The organism is Ercella succinigenes, from assembly GCF_900002895.1.
In genome coordinates this window covers 38585-60534 of record NZ_CDHP01000010.1, presented here as the reverse complement: position 1 = coordinate 60534, position 21950 = coordinate 38585, and the positions used below count along the sequence as shown (strand labels likewise).

The following is a 21950-nucleotide window of genomic DNA, read 5'->3' as shown; positions in this document are numbered from 1 at the left end:
TCTCCCTTGCATGATTATTTCTCTACAAATTTACGAATTTTTTCTATGCAGTCTTTAGCCGTAGCTTTATCAGGCATTTCACAACTTGTTCTTAGTAGAGGTTCTGTTCCTGAAAATCTCATTATAGCCCAACTGTAATGAGAAAAATAAATTTTGCAGCCATCAGAATAATCGATTTTTTTTATGGGCAAATTAAAGTCTGGAAGTTTTTTTTCAGTGAACAAGATTTTTTGTAAATCTTCTTTGCGCTTGTTAGTCAGTGAATAATCTTTATCTTCTACATATGTTTTACCGAAAATCTCAGTTATTTCTTCATAAAGCTCTGACAAACGTTTTCCTGTAGCTGCAATCATTTCTACCAGTAAAGCGGAAGCATATATTCCATCTTTTCCCTGTATATGTCCACGCACAGTTAGTCCTCCTGAAGATTCCCCACCAATTACAGCGTTTGTTTCGATCATTTTGGCAGAAATATGTTTGAATCCTACTGGGACTTCGTAGCAGCTTTGACCAAATCCTTCTGCAACTTTGTCAAGTAAATGAGTTGTTGAATTATTTCTCACGACCGAACCTGACCATCCTCTGTATTTCAGTAAGTAATAGTAAAGTATAACCAGAAGAGTATTAGGAGGCAAAAACTTGCCGGAATCATCTATTACTCCTATTCTATCGGCATCACCATCTGTAGCAATACCTAGATGACAGTTATGTTCTACAACGTATTGGCTTAAGTATTTCAAGGTGTTTACATTTGGAGAAGGCAATCTGCCACCAAATAAAGTATCATGACGTTCGTTGATGACATCTACTTCACAACGTGCAGTCATTAATATGGTTCTAAGACTGGTTTGGCTAACTCCGTACATAGGGTCAAGAGCTATTTTTAACCCTGCTGACTTTATTAAATTTATGTCAATATGGTTAAGAATAGCGTCTATGTAGTCGTTGAAAGGATTTATCACTATTATTTTGTTTTCTTGAATAGCTTGATTATAGTCAATAGTTTCCAGATCAAGTTTTGAATTTTCAATGCGATCAGCTATAATTTCCAGTTTTTTTGTTACTTCTTCTGTTGCATCTCTGCCACCGGCAGTAAAAATTTTTATGCCGTTATATAGGGCGGGATTGTGACTGGCAGTTACTGCTAAGCCATAAGATAGTTCTAGTTGATTAACTGCAAACATTATTAATGGTGTAGGAGCCTCTTTATTTAAAATTTTGCAAGGTATGCCTCTTGCTGCAAAAATTTCTGCAGCCCATTGTGCAGCTTCTTTTGATAAAAAACGGCGATCATATCCTATACATAATCCTTTTGCAGAAGAATTTTCTGATATCATAAGTTCACTTAAAGCAGATGCAGCAAGCTGAACATTTGCTTTAGTAAAACCGTCACCTATTATTGCACGCCAACCACCTGTACCAAATCTAATCATATTGTTAATCCTTTCTACCCATGATAACTTTCACTTTGATTTTCTGTCCTGGTTTAATCTGGTGTATTCTATCTACTTTTGTCCCCCCTATGTAAATACTTTTGATGCCTTTTTGGACACTATCTGGATTTTCAACTTCAATTTCATAATAAGCGCCTCTCCAGAATCGTTCAACATGAAATCTGCTCCAGCTTGAAGGTATACAAGGGTCTATTTCCAAAAACTCATATCCTGGTTTAATTCCTAATATAAATTGGGTTGCTGCAAAATAAGCCCAGCCTGCTGTTCCTGTCATAAATGGGTGGCGTGCTCTTCCATAGGCGCTATGTGCCGGTCCCATTATAAATTGACAATAGGAATATGGTTCTGATTGGCGTATCTCTATCATATCATTTTGATTAAAGGGACAGATAAGATCGTACATCTGCATAGCAAGATTGCCTTTTCCGATTGTTGCCAGAGCTGCCCAGGCCCAAGGATTAGGATGAGAAAAAATAGATCCGTTTTCTTTTACTCCCGGATATACTCTTGTAACAAATCCAACATCATCATCTGGTATTGTATAAGGCGGCCAATTAAGCATAAGACCAAATTGGGTTTTTAGGAGATCAACTACTGATTTCATTGCAGTTTCTGCCTTTTCGGCTTTAGCTGCACCGCTTAATACAGCCCATACATTGCTCTCAAGATGTATCTTGCCTTCGAAATTGATATTTGAGCCAATTTTTTTGCCGCTGGCTGTAAATCCTCGAATATACCAGTTACCATCCCACAATTTATCATCACAAGTCTTTTCAATTTCTGACAAAATTTTTATAAATTTTGTTGCATCCTCATGCTTTTGAAGAAAATCAGCTAATTCAATAAATTGTTTTAATGCCCAACAAAGAAGAAAGCTTACCATTGCACTTTCTCCGCCGCCAAGATTCAAGCAATCATTCCAATCTGCACGTAATCCTTTGCAAATACCGTTTTTTCCTGTTTGCTCAGTTGAAAAGATTAGTATTGTCTTTAATTTCTGATAAATCGTGTGGTAGTTGTTTGAATTTGTATCAGAATTCCGGCAAAAAAATTCATCAGCATAGGGGAGTTTTTGTTCAAGTAGTTCATAATCACCAGTTTCTTTGATGTAATTTGTAACAGCTCCTACGAGCCAGAGGGCGTCATCTGAACAGGCATCCTCAATTCCATGTACTATATCTTTAGCAGAAGGTTCGGGTATAACAGTTGGTGACTTGAAAGGTTCTACTGCATCCGGATTAAACCATTGCGGATCAAAAAGATGTAAACCGTAGCCTTCGCTGGTTAAAGCCTGCATAAGTTCAATAATGCGTTGACGACATTTTTCAGGATTGGAATGAGGTATTGTCATCGCGTCCTGGGCAGTATCTCTGAAGCCAAGCCCTGTTCTGCCACCTACTTCAACAAAGGATGAAAATCTTGAGAACATTACATTTATTTCGCTTTGATAGAGATTCCAGATGTTAATATGTGTGTCTAAAGCATTGTTTGGAGTTTCTACCTTCATGGCATCAAGCTTTTTTCTCCAGAAATTTTTCAACTTGCTAAACTGAAGATCAATCGCTTGAGGACAGGCATATTTTTGCCGCATTTTTTTTGCCTGAACCAGATTTCCTTCGCCTAAAAGGAAAATAAGTCTGATTTCTTGATCCGGTTTAAGTGATATTTTTTTCATTAAACTAGCACAGTGATTTCCTCCCAGTTCTGTACTTTGAGTGCAATCACCAGACTCGACTGCAATAGGGTTTGCCTCTGTCCTGTACTGTCCTAAAAAAGAATCCCGCACACAATCATAACCATCAGGCTCAAAGTTTGAAGTGAAAAATTGCCAGCCTTTTTCTTCATAATGAAGATCATATTCTATAATTCCTTCCGAATAATTTGATCCGGCTGCATATAGACTCATTTGGAAATTTTTGTTGTCCATGTCTATGTGATGAAATGAAAATTCTAAATAACTGAATATACTTAGTTCTTTAGTTTCATCACTTGTATTTTTAATTTTTATGTCCCAAATTTCGACAGGATCATCAACTGCAATAAATAGCTTTTGTTCTGCTTTTATTTTTTTATAATTGCAGCAATATCTTGTATAGGATAGACCGTGACAACATTTATATTCTGAATCATTGAGATTTTTACCAACCGGTTGCCAGGATACTGTCCAGAAATCACCGTCTGAATTATCTCTGATGTAAATGTAATGTCCTGGACCGTCCATTGGAACGCCGTTAGGTCTGAATTTGGTTATTCTATGATATTCAGGAGTTTTATGAAAGACATATCCGCCGGCAGTATGATTAAAAACTCCGCACATTTCATTGATTCCTATATAATTAGTCCAAGATACAGGAAGCTGCGGATTGTTTATTACATATTCCAGATTTTCATTATCAAAATATCCGTATTGCATAGTGTATTCTCCTCAAAGGTGTGTTTTTGTGATCCTTATCCAGAAATTTGAATTTTGATCATGCTAAAAGATAATTAAGCAGGCATATAATGATTCTAGCTAAATACACAGATGTGCACAGTGAAAAATAATGTATATTATTGTATCTGCTTGCTCAGTTATAGAAATATGCTTGGATTTTTATGTAATTTAAATAGTTTATTTCCATAATTACTATAAAATCTCCATGTTTTCACAAGATGTAATAAGCTATTATTACCATTGTCCGGACAAGACAAGTAGGGACTTTGAAGCAGATAGAAATTTATGGAGGAATAGCAATGATGAAAAAAATAACTGCTATATTACTGGTTTTAGTTATGGCTGTTGCACTTTTTGCTGGTTGTGGATCCAATGATACTGTAACCGATAAGACCGATGCTGATGGTACAAAAGAAACTGCCGAAACTACAGAAGGATCTAAAGATAGTGATGAGGAAATAACTATCAGACTGCTTACAAGAATGGCAGGTACTACTACGCAGGTAGAAATTTATAACGATATTCTTAATGAATTCAAAGATAAATATCCTGAGGTTAAGATTATAGATGATTCACAAGGCGATGAATCTGCTTTTAATAACATCCTGACAACAGATATTGCTTCAGGCAATATGGCTAATATTTTCCGTATACAGGGTGTGGCTAATCTGGCAAATTATGTTGAGAATGGTCTATTATTGGATGTTTCTCCTTTTATTGAGGCAGATCCTGAGTGGGGTGGTGGCTTCAGCGAGGGTTCACTTTCATATTATCAGGTGCCAGGATATGATGGAACATACGCTGTGCCGATGGAATCAGGCTTGATTGGTGTTTTTTACAATGAAGACTTGCTTAATCAGGCGGGCATCGCTTCTTTCCCGGCAACATGGGAAGATTTACTTACTGCAATTGATAAATTAAATGGTATCGGAATTACACCAATAGCTATTGGTGCACAGTCAACATATATGGCTGGACATCTCCATAATCAAATAGCATATAAATGGTTAGGTACTGAAGTTCCTAAACTGCTTGGTAACAGAACAAAGAGTTGGACTGATCCGGACGTTGTTGAGACTTTACAATTTGTAAAAGATCTGATTGAAGCTGATGCTTTTGACCCAAGTGCGGCCGGCATTACGGATGATGTAGCGGTAACTCAGTTTCAACAGGGTGAAGCTGCTATGATTATCACAGGGCCATGGAATATAAGTAACTTTACAAATACTGAAACAACAGCAGTGGCAGAACATGTTAGACTAGCAAAATTCCCTTATTTCTCTGCAAAAGCAGAAAATAAAGATGAAGATATGCAAGTTCTCAGTCCTTATATGATCAATGGAAAACTTGAGGGTAGAGAATTAGAGCTTACAATGGAACTGGTAAAAATGCTGACAAATAAAGATGCAGCGAAAAGATTTGCTGAAGAAGCTGCTTTCCTTATTCCTAGAAATGATATAGAACTAGATGAAGGAAAAACAACAGATCTGTTTAGAAAAAGTGTTGAACTTGGTGGAACATCCACAGGTATATGCGTAGATATTTTTGATTTTGATTCCTTAGGATCAATGCAGGATAGAACAAGAAATTCAATAGTCAGTATGTTTGTTGGTGCATCTGCCGAAGATGCTGCGGCTGAAATCCAGGCAGAGATTGATAATGCAGAATAATTATAACCTCAATTTCTGATCGATTCGTCGATTGACATAAAGAACCTCCTGGTAAAGGTATAAAGGTGAAAATATCGCCCGAACTGCCGGGTTCCAGGAGGTTTTGTTGTCAGCAAACATTAGCTGGCAAGTAATAATAAAAGGAGGAAACACTCTTGCATAATCTTAAAAGTGCCAGCGCAAAGCTAAATGTAACAATGTTTTTGCTGCCGGCAATACTTATATATCTGGTTTTGCTTATAATTCCGTTGATTGCTGCTATTTACTTTTCTTTTATGGATTGGAATGGTATTGCAGGATCGCCTCTGGTTTTTGTAGGAATTAAGAATTACATTTCAGCTTTTAAGGATCCGTCTTTTCTACTTGCTCTGAAAAATATGCTCAGAATGGTGTTTTTTAGTGTTATTTTCCATACTCCGGTTGCTTTGCTTCTTGCAGTAGCACTAAATACTCGTTTCAGAGGTTTTAAAATTTTCAAAGGACTATTTTTTGTGCCCACAGTATTTCCAATGGCTTCTATAGGACTGATGTGGTACTTTGTTTTTATGCCAACAGGTTTGCTTAACTCTTTTCTGAAGACAATAGGATTTACAGATTTGGTTCAGCCCTGGCTGGTGAATCCTTCAACTGCAATGAATACAATAGTTTTTGTAAACATATGGGCAGGCATCGGCTATTTTCTGGTTATTTTGCTAGCTGGTCTTACGACTATACCTGACGAGCTATATGAAGCTGCTTCTATAGATGGAGCAAGTTCCGTCAGTAAATTTTTTCACATAACTATACCAATGCTTAAATCAACTCTTTTCATGTGCATACTTCTTGATATCATCGGTTCGGTTAAAGTCTTTGATCTTGTCTTTGCTATGACCGGCGGTGGGCCAAATGGGCTTACTAATTTGCCGACAACTCTTATGTACAATGAAGCTTTTAGATATAATCACTACGGCGTGGGTAGTGCAATAGGCATAATTGTCTTAGTTATTTGTCTGATAGGAACTGTAGGCAGCAATAAGCTTATGAGCAGAAGTAATGAACGAGGTGGCCTATAATGAATATAAGAACAAATAAAACCCAAAATAGTGCGCCTGGTAAATTTTTTATGTACTTTTTTCTCATATTCATGGCGCTTGTTTTTGCTATGCCAATGGCCTTTACCATACTTTCCTCACTAAAAACTAAACTGGAAATTTTTTCTCAGCCTTTTGCATTGCCGGAAAAGATTCAGTGGTCAAATTATATTGTTGCATGGAAAGAAGCATCCATGGGTCAATATTTCTTAAACAGTGTGATTCACGCTGCTGCAACAGTAATAATTCTGGGAATTGTTTCTACTATGGCTGCTTTTATTTTATCTCGTTTTAATTTTAGAGGGAATAATGCGCTGCTTGTATTTTTTGCTCTTGGAATGATGATACCTATTCACACTGTACTTGTTCCGGTAGCATATATGATAGGTATGTTTAATTTGAAAAATAATATACTCGCTCTTATATTAATCTATGTAGCCTTTAATCTTCCCTTTAGCGTTTTAATCATGACAAATTTTATGCGCGGAGTAAATAAATCTATGGAAGAGGCTGCCGTTATTGATGGAGCATCATATTTTCAAATATATAAAAATGTTATGTTGCCACTTTCTTTGCCTGCTTTATCTACAATATCCATATTTAATTTTCTGGCAGCCTGGAACAATATTATTTTCCCGTTGCTTTTCATTAATGATAGAAAACTAAGACCGGTTGCTCTGGGATTGCTTAATTTTAACGGTGAACGCGGGAGTGATTACGGTCCCTTGATGGCAGCAATAGTAATTACTGTTATCTTGCCCTCAGCGCTTTATCTTTTGTTCCAGGAAAAAGTGGAAGGTGGTCTGGCAGCAGGTGCTGTTAAAGAATAAACAAGGAGAAATTTATGCACAATATTCGATATAGACAAATACATCTCGATTTTCATACCAGTGAATATATTGAAAATATAGGTTCCGGATTTGATTCGGATGAATTCGCTTATACCTTGAACCAGGCCTCTGTTGATTCTATAACCTGTTTTGCCAGATGCCATCATGGCTGGCTGTATTACCAGTCTCAAAAGCATCCTGGACTTATTCATCCTCAGCTTAAAGAAAAGAATCTTTTGGTTAAACAGATAAATGCCTGTCACAATTATGGTATAAAGGTTCCCGTATATACTACAGTGCAATGGGATGCACGAATTATGCGTGAGCATCCAGAATGGCTTTCGATAGGGTCTGACGGTAAATTCATAAATACGCAAAATATTCCGGATCCTCATTTTTACCATACAATATGTCTTAATAGTCCTTACAGGGATTTCTTTAAAGAGCATTTATCAGACATTGTTGACTCAGTAGGTGCGGAAAATATTGATGGGTTTTTTATGGATATTCTTTTCCAGGTTGATTGTGCCTGCCAATATTGCCGTAGTCAAATGAAACAAAAGGGTATGGATGCAGAAAATAAAAGTGAGAGATTGAAGTACAGTGCTATCATGCTGGACGAATTCAAGTACGAAATATCTTCTTTGATACATCAACTCGTACCAAATTGTGGAATTTTTTATAATAGTTCACATGTAGGCCCTAAGACACGCAGTAGTTTTCTGAATCATTATAGTCATCTTGAATTAGAATCATTGCCAAGCGGAGGTTGGGGATATGATCATTTCCCAGCTACCAGCAGATATGCCAGAACCTTAGGAATGGACATGATAGGAATGACTGGTAAATTTCATACTTACTGGGGTGATTTTCATTCTCTTAAAAATAAAGCTGCTCTTGAATTTGAGTGTTTTCAGATGTTGGCAATGGGAGCAGGCTGCTCAATTGGTGACCAACTACATCCTAGCTGTCAATTGTCTGCTTCGGCATATGATCTTATTGGAGATATCTATGCTTCGGTTAAAGAAAAAGAGCCTTGGTGTAAAGACTCTGTTTCTGCAGCACGCATAGCTGTATTGACTCCGGAAGAGTTTTATCCAGAAGATTCACATGATCTAGGAATCTCTCCTTCTCTTATAGGTGCTGTGAGAATGCTTCAGGAACTATCACATCAGTTTGATATAATTGACAGCAGTGTCGAATTTACCAATTATGAGCTGCTGATACTTCCGGATGTTATTTATTATAAGGAACATTTGGAAGAAAAACTTACTGAATATATTTCTAAAGGGGGTAAGGTTCTAGGATCTTATGATTCCTGCTTTGCAAGGGAAAAAGAAAATAATATTTATGGTATAGATTTTTTAAGTGAATCACAGTATTATCGCGAATTTGTTATGCCAAATGAAGTTATAGGAAGAGATTTACCAAAAGAAGAACTGGTAATGTATTTACGAGGATATGATGTTAAACCGAAAGAAAATATAGGCAGTAAAACCATAATGGATAAAATAAAACCTTGGTTTGATCGTTCTGGTAAAACTTTCTGTTCGCATCAACATGCTCCTTCTAATGGGCAAAAAGGGAATGCGGCAGTAGTAAAGTATAAAAATGTAATATATTTTTCACATCCTGTTTTTGCTTTATATCGCAAAAATGCTCCGAATTGGTGCAAACATATGATTAAGGATGCAATAAGATTATTGCTGCCGGTTAAACAAGTGGATCACTCAGGACCTTCAACAATAATAACTTCACTAAATAAACAAAAACAGCATAATCGTGATATTTTGCATATTCTTCATTATATAACTGAAAAACGCTCAGAGGATATTTATACGATTGAAGATATCATCCCCTTATATGATACTAAGTTCAGTCTTTATACTGGAGGTAAAAATGTAAGAGATTTAACATCTGTACCGGAAAATGTGAAGATTCCTTTCGACTATAACGGAGATTATATAGATTTCATTGTTGATAGAATAAATGGGCATAAGATGGTCTGTGTTCAGTATGAAAACGAATGAGAGTTTTAAGTCTGCTGTTTTGAGCCTGCTGGGAATAATTTTGTATGCAGGCGGAATAAACAGCTTTGCTGCCCCTCACAATATAGCTCCGGGTGGTGCCAGTGGCATAGCAATATTAGTTAACTATTTGTTCGGTTTGCCCATAGGCCTTTTTGTTCTTGTTTTTAACTTGCCGCTTTTACTCATAACATGGCGATCAGATTTGCTGCCTCGATATTTTGCTGTGCGTAGCACTATAGTAATTATTCTTTTATCTGTTTTAACAGATTTGATGGATGTTTTCTTGCCTGTTTATAGGGGAGACCCGTTGCTTGCTTCCCTGCTTGCGGGTGCTTTAATGGGCGCAGGGATGGGTCTTGCCCATCTTGGACGGTCAAACACCGGTGGAATATCACTTTTAGGATTACTCCTGCAGATGAAGCGGCCTTTATTTAAAACCGGAACTATTTTGTTTATGCTGAACAGCACAGTTATACTTGCCTCGGCATTTGTATACAAAAACATTGAAAATATGCTTTATGCAGTTGTTACTGTGTATGTCTCAGGGTTGTTTATGGATAAAATTATAGATAGTAATACAGCAAGATCATTAATGCTGATAATATCTGATTGTACAGATAAAGTAAGAATGTCATTACTTGGAAATGGCAGGAGTATAACGATTATAAAAGGTGAAGGGGGATACAGCCGTGACCCTCAAAGGGTGATTCTTTGTGCAGTAGAAAAATCTTCAGCGATTCAATTGCAAAAATTAGTCAGAAAAACAGATCCTGCTGCTCTTATAATTATTAATGAAGCCAATACTATAGAAGGAAAGGGTTTCCGTCATGTTATATAGTGAAAAACTAGAAAATTTGCGCATAGTGCCTCATATATCTACAAAATTAAATGACAAAATAATGTCAGACGTTTTGATGATGGAGTGGCTTTTTTCTGAAATTTGTACTTCCAGTATTAAAAAAAACAAGAGAATATATATTAAAGAAGCAGCTGCCAGAATTGCTTTTAAAATAACCGATATTATTAAATTGTCTTCTGAAAGTGAAAAAGTTAAGAAAATAGAGATAAATATTTCTGATTTTCTGGATAATGGTGGTCTGGATAGCATATCGGATATTGTTGAGGGATTGCTTTTAGGTTTTTATAAGCCAGTTTGTTTTGCAATGGTGGAAAGGCCGCTAGAGACTATAGATGTTCAAATTTGTTTAAACTATAGCCTCCAATACAAAGATAAAGATAAAATGATAAGAGCTTTGATTAAAGAATCCATAATAATAACTGAATCAATAATATATGCCAGAAATTTGGTTAATAAGCCTGGCAATATGCTTCGTCCGGGAGATTTATCCAAAGAAATAAAAAAATGCTTTAACGGCACATCTGTTGATATAGATATTTTTGATTATAAAGATATATCAGAAATAGGATTGAAAGCATTGGAAAATGTTGGCAAATCAAGTGCCTATTCACCTGAATTTATAATTATTCGTTATCTGAATGACTTAAATAGTAGCGATATAACTGCCCTTGTAGGGAAAGGTGTGACTTGTGACACTGGTGGCTATTGTCTTAAACCAGCGGCTGCAATGACTGGAATCAAAGGAGATATGGCAGGAGCTGCATCTGTTATTGGAGCTATTCGAGCCCTTGCTAAAATGCAGGTTCAAATAAATATTTACGGATTGATACCTGTTTGTGAAAATAGAATATCGAATAATTCAATACTGCCAGGCGATGTTATAGACTCTTATTCTGGCAAAAGCATTGAGATTATAAATACTGATGCCGAGGGCAGACTTATACTTGCTGATGCTGTATGCTACGCCGTGCGTAATCTTAACGCTAATAAAATAGTAGATGTGGCAACTCTTACAGGATCTGTAGCAAATATGTTGGGTTTTACTATTACAGGAGCAATTTGCGATTCCGAAGAACTCGAACAATTATTGTTAAAAGCATCCGAACGTTCAGGCGAACAATATTGCTTATTGCCGGCATTTGCTGAACATCAAAAAATGTTAGAAAGTGAAATAGCAGATATCAAAAATCTAGGGTCAGATCATTGTGGCACTATAGCTGCAGGACTTTTTGTGCGCAGTTTTGCTGAAGGGAAGCCTTGGCTGCATCTGGATATAGCAGGAACTGCTTGGACAGATAACCCCGTTTTTGAATTTCAAAGCAAGGGTGCAACAGGCGTTGCCGTTAGTACATTGTATTATCTTAGCAGAGGTGTTTAATGAAAAGATTTATTTTGGAAGCATGTGTAGATTCAGTAGATTCAGCGTTGGCTGCCTCGCGTGGAGGTGCCGACAGACTCGAACTGTGTTCTTCTTTGGTCATTGGCGGAACAACACCTGATGTACACGTATTAAATCAAATCAGACGTAAAAGTGATATAAAAATTAATGTTCTTATCAGGCCAAGATTTGGAGATTTTTGTTATACAGATGAAGAATTTGAGCTTATGCTTGTTCAGGTCAAACGTTTTGTCAATACCGAGGTAAATGGCATCGTTTCAGGAATTCTAAAACCAGATGGAAATCTCGATGTGATAAGAATGGCAAAACTTATTACAGCAGCCGGAGGCTTAGATATAACTCTTCACAGGGCTTTTGATCAATCTAAGGATCCATACAAAACTCTTGAAGATTCTATAGATCTGGGGATTAAAACAATTCTGACTTCGGGTCAGAAAGCTGATAGCATTCAAGGAATGTCTGTTCTAGGAGATATGGCTGCTGCTGCAGATGACCGTATTGAAATTATGGCAGGTGGAGGTATTGATGCTTCGGTTATTAAGCAGATACAGTTAAAAACAAAGATAAGAAGCTTTCACATGTCGGGTAAGAAGATTATAAACAGTCCTATGGTTTGGCGTAATCCTGATGTAAAAATGGGATTGCCAACAATGAGTGAGTATGAAATATGGCAAACAGATGAGGCAGAAATAAAAAAAGCACGCAATATTATAGACTCTTTTGTTTAAATTAACAGACCAAATATAAATAACGGGAGCAAGTTATGTTTTCTGAAATAACCAGGGTGAAAATTGAACAGGCATATGAAGAGAGGCTCAAATTATTGGGTGATTTTTCTGATATTGTAAATTCAAAAATAAAAAAATTAGATCCGGATTGTTCTATTTCCATGAAATATCTCTACAGTGCCATGCCTATTAGTGACACTTTTGACTGCAGCTTTGATACTATTCTTGATTATGCTGAACATGCTGTCTGGCTTCGTAAAAATAGTGCTTTTTCAAAAAAAATATCGGATGAACTTTTCCTTAACTATATTCTAATGCATCGGATTAATAATGAAAAAATTGATTCTTGCAGAAGTTTTTTTCATGCTCAAATCGAAACATCATTTTTGGAAAAAGGTTTGAGTTTTAAGAACCTTACGATGGAAGAGACTGCCATTGAAATAAATTATTGGTGTTCGGAGCATGTTGTATATCAGGCGGGTGACGATAGAACCGCATCTCCATTGGCTGTATTTCGCAGTGGCGTTGGCCGCTGTGGCGAAGAGTCTGCTTTTACTGTTGCTGCCTTGCGTAGTTTCGGCTTGCCTGCACGTCAGGTATATGCTCCGCGCTGGTCTCATTGTGATGATAATCATGCGTGGGTAGAAGTATGGTGTGACGGAAAATGGCGTTTTATGGGTGCTTGTGAACCAGAGCCGGTACTTGATCATGGCTGGTTTATACATGCTGCGGCAAGAGCTATGCTGGTTCATTCGCGAACCTATGGAGATATTTCTGATGGAGAAAATAGTATTTTAATTGAGAAAAAAGGAATAGAGCGTTATCAGAATCAGTTAAGTAGATATGCAAAAACAGTTTGGCTAAAAGTCAAAGTTGTAGATAATAAAGGAAAGCCCGTGCATAATGTACGGCTTGATTTGTGTGTACTTAATTTTGCTGAAATGTTTCCTCTTGCATCAATTATGACAGATGAAAATGGTCAGGTTTTTTTTGAAACGGCTGCAGGAAGTTTGTTTATTCAAGCCATCAGTCAAGATAATAAAAAGGTGCAAAAATTCATTGAGAAGGTTTCTGATGAGGAAATTATCTTAAACATAGATAATCAAAAAAGCAGGGTGAATTATTGCTACTCAAAAAATTCTAGCAAAGAATTTACTTTTTTTGCACCTTCTGATTCTGAGAAAACTTTAACTAATATTACCGACAGTATTAAAAAAGAAAGTGAAAGAAAATTAGCAGCTTCACAAAAAAAATACAAAGATAAAGAGTTAGCATGGAAACTTGGACTGGAACATGAACTTGACCTAATCAGAATCAATGAAAAAGACCGCAGTATGATTACAGATATTCTTGTCAATGCAAGAAGTAACTGGCAGCAGATAGTGTCTTTTATTAAAACTGCACAGCAGCTCGAGGGGAAAAATAAAGAAGAAATAAGTGCAGATTTGCTGTCTATACGTTTGCTAAAACAGTTGAATTTCAAAGACATTAGAGAGTATTCCTGCCAATTGCTTTTAGACCACTTAATACCTGCAATTAAATTAGATTTAGATAGCAAGAACGGAAAACTTTCGTTAAAAGAGCAGGCTTTCTTAGATAAATATATACTTTGTCCAAGAATATATTTTGAGCCTATAACTTCATGGCGGCTTTTTATAGAATCATGGTTTTCTGAAAAGCTGAAAAAAAAGTTCAAAGAAAATCCTTCCAGTATTTATAAATGGCTTTTTTGTCAGACAAAAATTAGTAATGAGCTGTGCGCAACAGAGTTGTTAACAAGTCCTGAAAGTGTTATTAAGCACGATATTGCAGACCCAAAATCAATCGATATCTGCTTCATTGCAATCTGTAGAACACTTGGCATTGCAGCAAGAATAGATCCTGTTAAGATGGTGCCTCAGTACTGGCAAGGAGGAAGATTTATTGATGCTGGCGGGGCAGCTCAGCTTAAAAATGAAAAAGCCGAACTGATTCTAAATATAAATAAAGATGATGAAAAATTATGGCAGTATAAACAAAACTTGAGCATTGCCTGGTTTTATCAAGGTCATTATTTTACTTTAGGATCGGAGTTTGTAGGGTTTGAAAATCAAAATCTTGAATTCTATCTGAACCCGGGAGAGTATAGATTAATAACATGTGAGAGACTGCCTAATGGGAATCAAACAGTAAATATGAGCGAATTTATAGTGACAGCAGAGGAGAAAAAAGAAATCAATCTTCTGCCAATAAATTTCAAAATAGAAGATATTTTAGAAAAAATTATACTGAAAGATATAGAATTTATCAGAAGCAATGTTTTGCCTGATTCTCTCACCATAATGATATGGATTGAAGAAGGAAGAGAGCCGACGGAACATATTCTTAATGAATTGAGGGATAGAGCTGAAAAAATTAAAGAAGCAAATATACAGATAGTTCTTTTGGCTGCTTCAAAAGAGGCACAAAATGACAGGAGTGTCATAGAGCTGATTAGATCTTTGCCAGAAACAAAATTTAGGGTTTTCGATTTTTCTAATTTGGAATCGCTTGCTAGAAGAGTATATAAGGAACCAGGCATGCTTCCTCTGATTATGACTTTAAAATCAGATTGTACAGTAATATACAGTGCTAGTGGATATAATGTAGGAACTGCTGACTTATTACTCAAAATAGCAGAAAAAAAAGAAAGGAAGGTTTGAAAAATGTATAGCATTGGTATAGATCTAGGAGGAACTAATACGGTTGCAGGATTAATAAATGAGAGTGGCAAAATTGTCTGCAAACAAAGTATAAGTACGGGAAGGCAAGGTTCAGCACAAGATATAATCGACAAAATGGCTGCTTTAGTAGCTGATTTGATTAAGCAAGCGGAAATTGGCACCGAGGAAATAATAGCCGTTGGTATCGGCAGTCCTGGTCTTGTGAATAGTCGCAGCGGGGCGATTATTTATGCCAGTAATCTGAACTTTCATAATGTTCATTTGGTGGAGCTTTTTGGAAAGAAAACCGGTTTTAAAACGCATGTTGCAAATGATGCAGATGCAGCTGCTTATGGAGAATTTATAGCTGGATGTGGACAAAGATATGAAGATTTCGTCACTGTTACTCTAGGGACAGGTGTAGGAGGAGGAGTAATTATAGGCGGCAAAATATTTTCGGGATATTATCCTGGAGGAAGCGAGCTTGGACATGTGGTTATTCAGGCAGGAGGTTATCCATGCAATTGCGGTCGTCAGGGTTGCTGGGAGCAATATTCATCTGCATCGGCACTGATAAAAGAGGCGTCTAAGGCTGCAAAAAAAGAAAAAAACAGTCTGCTTAATCAACTTGTCAAAGAAAACAATGGATTAATGGATGCAAGGATCCCTTTTGTTGCTGCAAAAAAAGACGATTCTACAGCTAAAATTGTTATAGAACGTTATGTAAAATATCTTGCAATTGGTCTAGCCAATATTATACATATATTTAGACCGCAAGCGATTGCTTTAGGAGGTGGAATATCTCATGAGGGTGATAATCTGCTTTTGCCATTAAAACTACAAGTAGAAACTGAGTTGGGTCGTGGAAAGACTCAAACCGACATTATTACTTGTGAACTTGGAAATGATGCAGGGGTCATTGGTGCGGGGATGCTTTATAAAAACCTATAAGCTCAAACTGTATGATTTAGGAGATACTCCGTAAATCTGTTTAAATCTTTTACTATAGTAAAAAGCGTCTGTGTAGCCTACCATTTCAGCTATGTCCGACATCTTATACCGTCTGTCAGCCATGAGTCTTATGGAAGCTTCCATTCTAACATGTGTGATGTACTGCAGTAGGCTTTGATTATAGACTTTCTTAAAAATACTCCCCATATAAGACGGATTTAGTTGAAATTTATCTGCAATCTGGGCTACAGTCAAATCAGTATTAGTGTAGTTATCATCAATATAGGCAGCAATCTTTCTACTTAAAACAATGTCTGAGGGAGTATTGCTGCTATGTTTTATGCAGCTTAAACCAGCCGATATTAAAACTTCTTTGATATTTTCTAATTCGTAGTCTTCACTAATTATCACCGAAACATAATCTGCAATATTGTCTTCTATATTGATCATATCACGATAATATATGCTGTATGTCAAGTAGAATTCTGAAACTATTGTAAAGAAAAAATCAATGTCGGCTCTGAGTTGAATCTGATCAAACCAGTAGCTGACCATTTTGGTAAAACCTTCACTATCACGGGCGTTCAGGTACAAAAGAATGCCCTGACGAATTTTTGATATATCAGGAATTTCATTTTTTTCTTTATTTTTATCCTTAAAGCTAAAAGTATCTCTGCTCTTTTTACAGATGTTATTGCAAATAAAATCGCCGGAAATTGCTGTTTCCTGATTAGAAAAATAACGATAATTAAGAAATTTCTCAACTTGTTTATATGATGGAAACCAAGCCGAGAATATGTCAATTATTTCAGAGAAAGTCATAAATATAAAATCGGAGGGATTGTTTTTGACATATATTTCTAAACAGGATTTTGCCTCTTTGATTTTGGCTTTGTCTGATAGGAACAGTTGTATAACATATGAATAATCAAGTTCTTTGTAATATTCACATTCGAAACCTTTGCTTTTCAGCCATATTGTTATGTCCTGAATTTTCTCATCAGATTCAGAATATATAAAACAGCCGATAAACTGTGTATATAAAGCATGCTTTAATTCAGGATATTTGTTAATAAGATCCTCTGGTTTCATGTTGCTGTTCAAAACAGCAGAAAGACTAAGATTTCTATCATAACGAAGAAGTCTTCTATCTTTATTGTCTTGTTCTTGCTCCTTGATAATAGAATCCTTGCATCTAATTAAAACTTTTTTTAATTCTTCAGGATCCACCGGCTTCAAAAGGTAATCAACTACACCGTAGCGCATAGCTGAGCGTGCATAATTAAAATCATCAAAACCTGAAAGAATTACAATTTTTATCAATGGATTGTCCTGACTAATTATTTTAGCTGCTTCCATTCCCGTCATCTGAGGCATTTTAATATCAAGCAAAACGATGTCTACCTGTTTTTGGCTAATTAATTCAATTAATTCATAGCCGTTTTCAGCTTCCCCTACGAAAGTCAAATTCAGATCATCCCATGAAATTATTTTCTTGAGACGTTGTCTTATGAAATATTCATCATCGGCAATTACCACATTATAAGGCATTGTTATATCTCCTCTTTACCTATTTTGATAGTGGCAATACAGCCACCATCAGGATGATTTGCGAGTTCAAGTCCAAATTCAGATCCATAATATAACTGTATGCGCTCGTGGATGTTATTGACACCAAAATGACCGGACTTTCTTTTTTGTCTTATTGTTTGCAGTTTATATTCATCTATTCCTATACCATTGTCTCTGATGCTAAAAATTATACTTTCGCCCATATCTGAAACATTTATAGAAATAAAGCCATGATCATCGATAGGTTTGATACCATGATAGATGCTATTTTCCACAATGGGTTGAAGTAAGAATTTAATACAACTGTAATTTTTAAGATGATCAGGACAGTTTATTTCATATTCAAATTTATTGAAATACCTTACACTCATAATATGTAGATATGCCCGTGTTATTTCCAGTTCTTTATCGATAGTAATACGATTCAAACCATCGCTTAAACCTTTGCGATAGAATGTCGAAAGATTCATTACAAGATCTATAAGAGTTTCTTTCTCTCCGACTTCAGCAACAGCACATATATTATCAAGAGTATTATATAAAAAGTGAGGATTAATTTGTTCTTGCAGTAAATCCATAGAGAGCTTGTTTTTTTGTTTCTCGGAAGCTAGCAAATCATTTTTCAAAATTTCCTGAGCCTTTATCATATCATTAAATTCAATAAAAAGAGTATTTATATCGCTGTAAACAGCAGAGCCTTCCATAGGTGTCCAGTTTCCTTGTTTTATTTTTTGAGTGTGATCTATAAGACTGTAAACAGGTCTGGTAATAGATTTTGCCAGTCTGTGAGATACCATTAAACTGGCAATTATAACTATAAAAGTAATTATTAAAGCAAGACCAAAAGCAGCGAATGTCGGCTCCATTAAAGCTATAATATCAACTTCACTGACAATATACCAGTCAAGAGAAGAAAAATGACGGGAAAAGACAAGCATCCTGTTATTTAGGTTTATCTTGCTATCATCAAGAAAAATAACTTTCTCAAAATCCTCATAGTAAGTTCCCACTTTTGCAGGAGAAATTGAACTTTCAATAATTCCATTTGAATTTAGGATAAATAAATTACTTGTTTCACTTATTTTATCGCTATAAATATTTGCTATTGTACTTTCGGGAAGAACGATTTCTATATAACCGATTAAAGCAGCAGTAGTATAATCGTAGAAAGGTCTAATTAATGAGTGGGTATATAGTACAATTGAACGATTCGTATTTGAATGCTTATATCTGGGCTGCCAGATTGCATTATCAGCCATTAGAGATTCTTCAAGGCTCGCTGAATATGGGAAAATTTCTGTTGTTGTTATTCTTTCTCCATCAGGAGAATAAAGAGTAACAGAATGTATAAAATTAGTGGATTGAATTATATGGCTTATTTTTCGCTTTATATTCATCTGGTCGATCGCATTAAGTGATTCTTTCCCGCTTATATGTTTTATCATGTAGCCTTGTATATCAGTATCAACCATTATAGTTTTAGAAAAATTGTCAACAGCGTCTAAATAATAGTCCATTTGATCTGCTACATAGCTAAGCTGATTTTGAGATGCTTTGCCTTCAATATCCAGAATTCTGTTAAAAAATATTGCAGATGAAACTGTAAGCAAAATGATAATAGAGGCGAAAGCCAAGCCTGACATCGCTCGAAAAAAAGCCTTGTTGATAGAGGTGGAATCACGCTTTTTATAGCTGTACAATGTTTATTTGCCTCCGTGTAGACTCTTTATATTCTATCATATACCGGAGGCATAAAACATATAGCCAGGTTAACAATGATTGACCTTTTGAAATAAAAACAAAGCTTATGAATTTGATTGAACATATAGATAAAGGGATTTGCCGCTTAACTAAGATATTGCCTTTATAAGTCTAAATAAATCTATAGTAGCAGAATAAAGGCTTTCTTGTGCTGTAGAAAGTGCTTCGTCAAGAGTCATTATTTGTCTGCATGTAGAAAACAAAGCACTCATACCAACATTATATAAAGCATCATATCCTTCATTTAAACCGCCAGATAAAGCTATAACCGGAATTTTTTCTTCTGCAGCGATTTTAGCAACACCCGACAATACTTTGCCCATGGCACTCTGATGATCTGTTTTACCTTCTCCTGTTATTACAATGTCACAATCTCTTGCTGTTTCTCTAAAATTCAAATGTTCGAGAATAATGTCCAAGCCAGATTCTATTTTCGTTCTTTTTAACAAAAGAAACGGTATTGCCAGCCCCCCGGCGGCGCCTGTACCTGCTATTTGTTGAGGGTCTAAATTAAATTGTTTTTTTATGACCTTGGCATAATTTTTTAAGTTTCGATCAAGGATTTCAACATCGCTGGCAGTTGCACCTTTTTGTGGGGCAAAGATGTAAGCAGATCCATTTTGACCATGCAAGGGATTAGTAACATCGCATGCAATTTTGATATCGACGTCATTTAATCTCGGATCTACTCCTGAAATATCTATATTTTCTATTTCCCCAAGGCCTTGCCCGTTTAAATTGTTTATATAGAGATTGTCTTTTCCTCTGAATCTAAAACCTAGTGCATGCGCCGCTCCCATGCCGCCATCGTTTGTTGAGCTACCTCCAAGTCCAAGCAAAATTTTTGAGCACCCTTGATTGAGTGCATCAATGATTAGTTCGCCCACACCTTTACTGCTTGTCAGCAAAGGATTGCGCTCCCCCTTCTTTAGAAGAGGGAGCCCTGAAGCAGAGGCCATTTCAATTATTGCAGTGCCATCATCAAGAATAGCATATTCTGCTTTTATCTTTCTGTTCAAAGGATCATTTACCAAAATATTATGGTATTTTCCGGTTGAAACAGACATAAACGCAGAAACTAAACCTTCACCACCGTCTGAAACAGGCATCTTTATTACTGAAACATCTGGCAGGATACTTTTAATTGCTAATTCCATTATTTCGCAGACTTTTTGTGCTGACATTGTTCCCTTATATGAATCGGGGGCTAATAATATTTTTTTTACCATTTGCTTCTCCGTTTATTAATAAAATTAATTTCAAAACATACTGCATTTAGTTTTGTATTAATTTTTAACATTTACAAGACTTGAATAAAGCAGAAATACCTTGTCCACCGCCTATGCACATAGTTACTAAGCCAAGTGATGCTCCTGATCTTTCCATTTCATACATCATTTTTACAGGCAAAATGCATCCTGTAGCTCCTACCGGATGTCCCAGAGCTATAGCTCCGCCATTAGGATTAACCTTGTTTTTATCAAGACTTAAGTCTTTTATTACGGCAATAGACTGTGATGCAAAAGCTTCGTTTAACTCAACGATGTCTATGTCTGAAACTTTAATGCCTAGTCTGTTTATAAGTTTTTTTGTGGAAAGTGCCGGTGCAAAACCCATTAGTTCAGGTTCATTACCTGCTAGATCATAATCAATAAATTCCATAGATGGTTTTAAGCCAAGGGTTTTCATTTTGTCTTCACTTATTACTACAACTGCTGCAGCACCATCATTAATTCCGGATGAATTTGCTGCTGTTACACTTCCGCCGGTTTTAAAAGCTGGTCTAAGCTTAGCTAATTTTTCCATTGTTAATCCTGAACGTACATGTTCGTCCTGACAGAAACTAATTATTTCTTTTTTCTGCTTAATATCTATAGAAATTATCTCCGGATTAAATTTGCCTGCCTCTATAGCCGCAATTGCCTTATTTTGACTTTCTAAAGCGAACTCATCTTGCTCTTGTCTGCTTATGTTATACTTTTCTGCTACATTTTCAGCTGTCATGCCATTGTGAAAAGGGCCAAGTGGCCAGGTAAGTAAATCTATGAGCCCATCTTCCATTTCGCTGTGACCCATTTTTATTCCGTTCCGAATTCCTTTTAGATAAAAAGGAACCTGACTCATATTCTCTGTTCCGCAGGCAACAATGATATCGGCTTTTCCCATTTGTATTTTCATGGCTGCATCGGTTATTGCTTGCAATCCAGAACCACACTGACGATTAATAGAATAAGCAGTTGTTTCTTTGGGTAATCCTGCTTTAAGCATAACTGCTCTGGCTATGAAGCCGCTTTCTGCAACCTGACCAACATTTCCAACAATAACTTCATCTACTTCATTATTCTCTATTCCAGATCTGTTGATCGCTTCTCTAACTACTGCGGCTCCCAGGTCTATCTGATTTACTCCAGATAAAGAACCCATAAACCCACCTATAGCTGTTCTCGCACCACTAATAATAAATACTCTTTTCATTTGTCGATCCTCTCATTATCTTAATCTCTATAGAAG

General features: G+C 36.2%; 15 protein-coding genes. 9 read left to right on the top strand and 6 right to left on the bottom strand.

Annotated elements, in window-relative coordinates:
• Positions 1-14: 14 nt before the first annotated feature.
• On the bottom strand, positions 15-1433 hold the full coding sequence (locus tag AC0KSB_RS03265) for a phosphoglucomutase/phosphomannomutase family protein (RefSeq protein WP_472306684.1): 1419 nt from the start codon (positions 1431-1433) through the stop codon (positions 15-17).
• A 4-nt stretch (positions 1434-1437) separates the two neighbouring features.
• A complete protein-coding gene (locus AC0KSB_RS03260) occupies positions 1438-3867 on the bottom strand; it encodes a GH36-type glycosyl hydrolase domain-containing protein (RefSeq protein ID WP_472306682.1) in 2430 nt (809 codons plus the stop codon).
• Between the two features lie 320 nt (positions 3868-4187).
• On the opposite strand from AC0KSB_RS03260, the gene AC0KSB_RS03255 reads away from it, so the two are divergent.
• The 9 genes from AC0KSB_RS03255 to AC0KSB_RS03215 all read left to right on the top strand — a co-directional run bounded on the left by AC0KSB_RS03255 (position 4188) and on the right by AC0KSB_RS03215 (position 16106).
• Positions 4188-5558: an ABC transporter substrate-binding protein gene (locus AC0KSB_RS03255; protein ID WP_472306680.1), complete on the top strand. Its 1371-nt coding sequence runs from the start codon at positions 4188-4190 to the stop codon at positions 5556-5558.
• Positions 5559-5713: 155 nt separating this feature from the next.
• The gene (locus AC0KSB_RS03250) at positions 5714-6610 is read left to right on the top strand and encodes a carbohydrate ABC transporter permease (protein WP_472306678.1); all 897 of its coding nucleotides are present in this window, start codon (positions 5714-5716) and stop codon (positions 6608-6610) included.
• Positions 6610-7458 (top strand): carbohydrate ABC transporter permease, encoded by an 849-nt coding sequence (locus AC0KSB_RS03245; protein WP_472306676.1) that lies wholly within the window; start codon positions 6610-6612, stop codon positions 7456-7458. The genes AC0KSB_RS03250 and AC0KSB_RS03245 overlap by 1 nt, the downstream gene beginning before the upstream one ends.
• Positions 7459-7472: 14 nt before the next feature.
• Entirely contained in the window at positions 7473-9488 is a 2016-nt protein-coding gene (locus AC0KSB_RS03240; protein WP_472306674.1) for an alpha-amylase family protein, read from the top strand.
• Positions 9475-10326 carry a YitT family protein gene (locus AC0KSB_RS03235; protein ID WP_472306672.1) on the top strand — a complete coding sequence of 284 codons (852 nt, stop codon included), beginning with the start codon at positions 9475-9477 and terminating at the stop codon, positions 10324-10326. Before AC0KSB_RS03240 ends, AC0KSB_RS03235 begins: the two co-directional genes overlap by 14 nt.
• Complete coding sequence (locus tag AC0KSB_RS03230; RefSeq protein ID WP_472306670.1) at positions 10316-11725, top strand: M17 family metallopeptidase; 1410 nt, start codon at positions 10316-10318, stop codon at positions 11723-11725. The genes AC0KSB_RS03235 and AC0KSB_RS03230 overlap by 11 nt, the downstream gene beginning before the upstream one ends.
• Positions 11725-12474 carry a copper homeostasis protein CutC gene (locus AC0KSB_RS03225; RefSeq protein ID WP_472306668.1) on the top strand — a complete coding sequence of 250 codons (750 nt, stop codon included), beginning with the start codon at positions 11725-11727 and terminating at the stop codon, positions 12472-12474. The genes AC0KSB_RS03230 and AC0KSB_RS03225 overlap by 1 nt, the downstream gene beginning before the upstream one ends.
• Positions 12475-12509: 35 nt before the next feature.
• Entirely contained in the window at positions 12510-15155 is a 2646-nt protein-coding gene (locus AC0KSB_RS03220) for a transglutaminase-like domain-containing protein (RefSeq protein WP_472306667.1), read from the top strand.
• 3 nt (positions 15156-15158) lie between these two features.
• On the top strand, positions 15159-16106 hold the full coding sequence (locus AC0KSB_RS03215; RefSeq protein WP_472306665.1) for an ROK family protein: 948 nt from the start codon (positions 15159-15161) through the stop codon (positions 16104-16106).
• On the opposite strand, the gene AC0KSB_RS03210 is transcribed toward AC0KSB_RS03215, so the two are convergent.
• From AC0KSB_RS03210 to AC0KSB_RS03195, 4 genes are all read right to left on the bottom strand, one after another.
• Positions 16101-17657 carry a response regulator transcription factor gene (locus AC0KSB_RS03210; RefSeq protein WP_472306663.1) on the bottom strand — a complete coding sequence of 519 codons (1557 nt, stop codon included), beginning with the start codon at positions 17655-17657 and terminating at the stop codon, positions 16101-16103. The genes AC0KSB_RS03215 and AC0KSB_RS03210 overlap by 6 nt on opposite strands.
• A 2-nt stretch (positions 17658-17659) precedes the next feature.
• On the bottom strand, positions 17660-19378 hold the full coding sequence (locus AC0KSB_RS03205) for a sensor histidine kinase (RefSeq protein ID WP_472306661.1): 1719 nt from the start codon (positions 19376-19378) through the stop codon (positions 17660-17662).
• Between the two features lie 150 nt (positions 19379-19528).
• Positions 19529-20668 carry a glycerate kinase gene (locus AC0KSB_RS03200; RefSeq protein WP_472306659.1) on the bottom strand — a complete coding sequence of 380 codons (1140 nt, stop codon included), beginning with the start codon at positions 20666-20668 and terminating at the stop codon, positions 19529-19531.
• Positions 20669-20732: 64 nt separating this feature from the next.
• The gene (locus AC0KSB_RS03195) at positions 20733-21914 is read right to left on the bottom strand and encodes a thiolase family protein (RefSeq protein ID WP_472306657.1); all 1182 of its coding nucleotides are present in this window, start codon (positions 21912-21914) and stop codon (positions 20733-20735) included.
• Positions 21915-21950 lie beyond the last annotated feature (36 nt).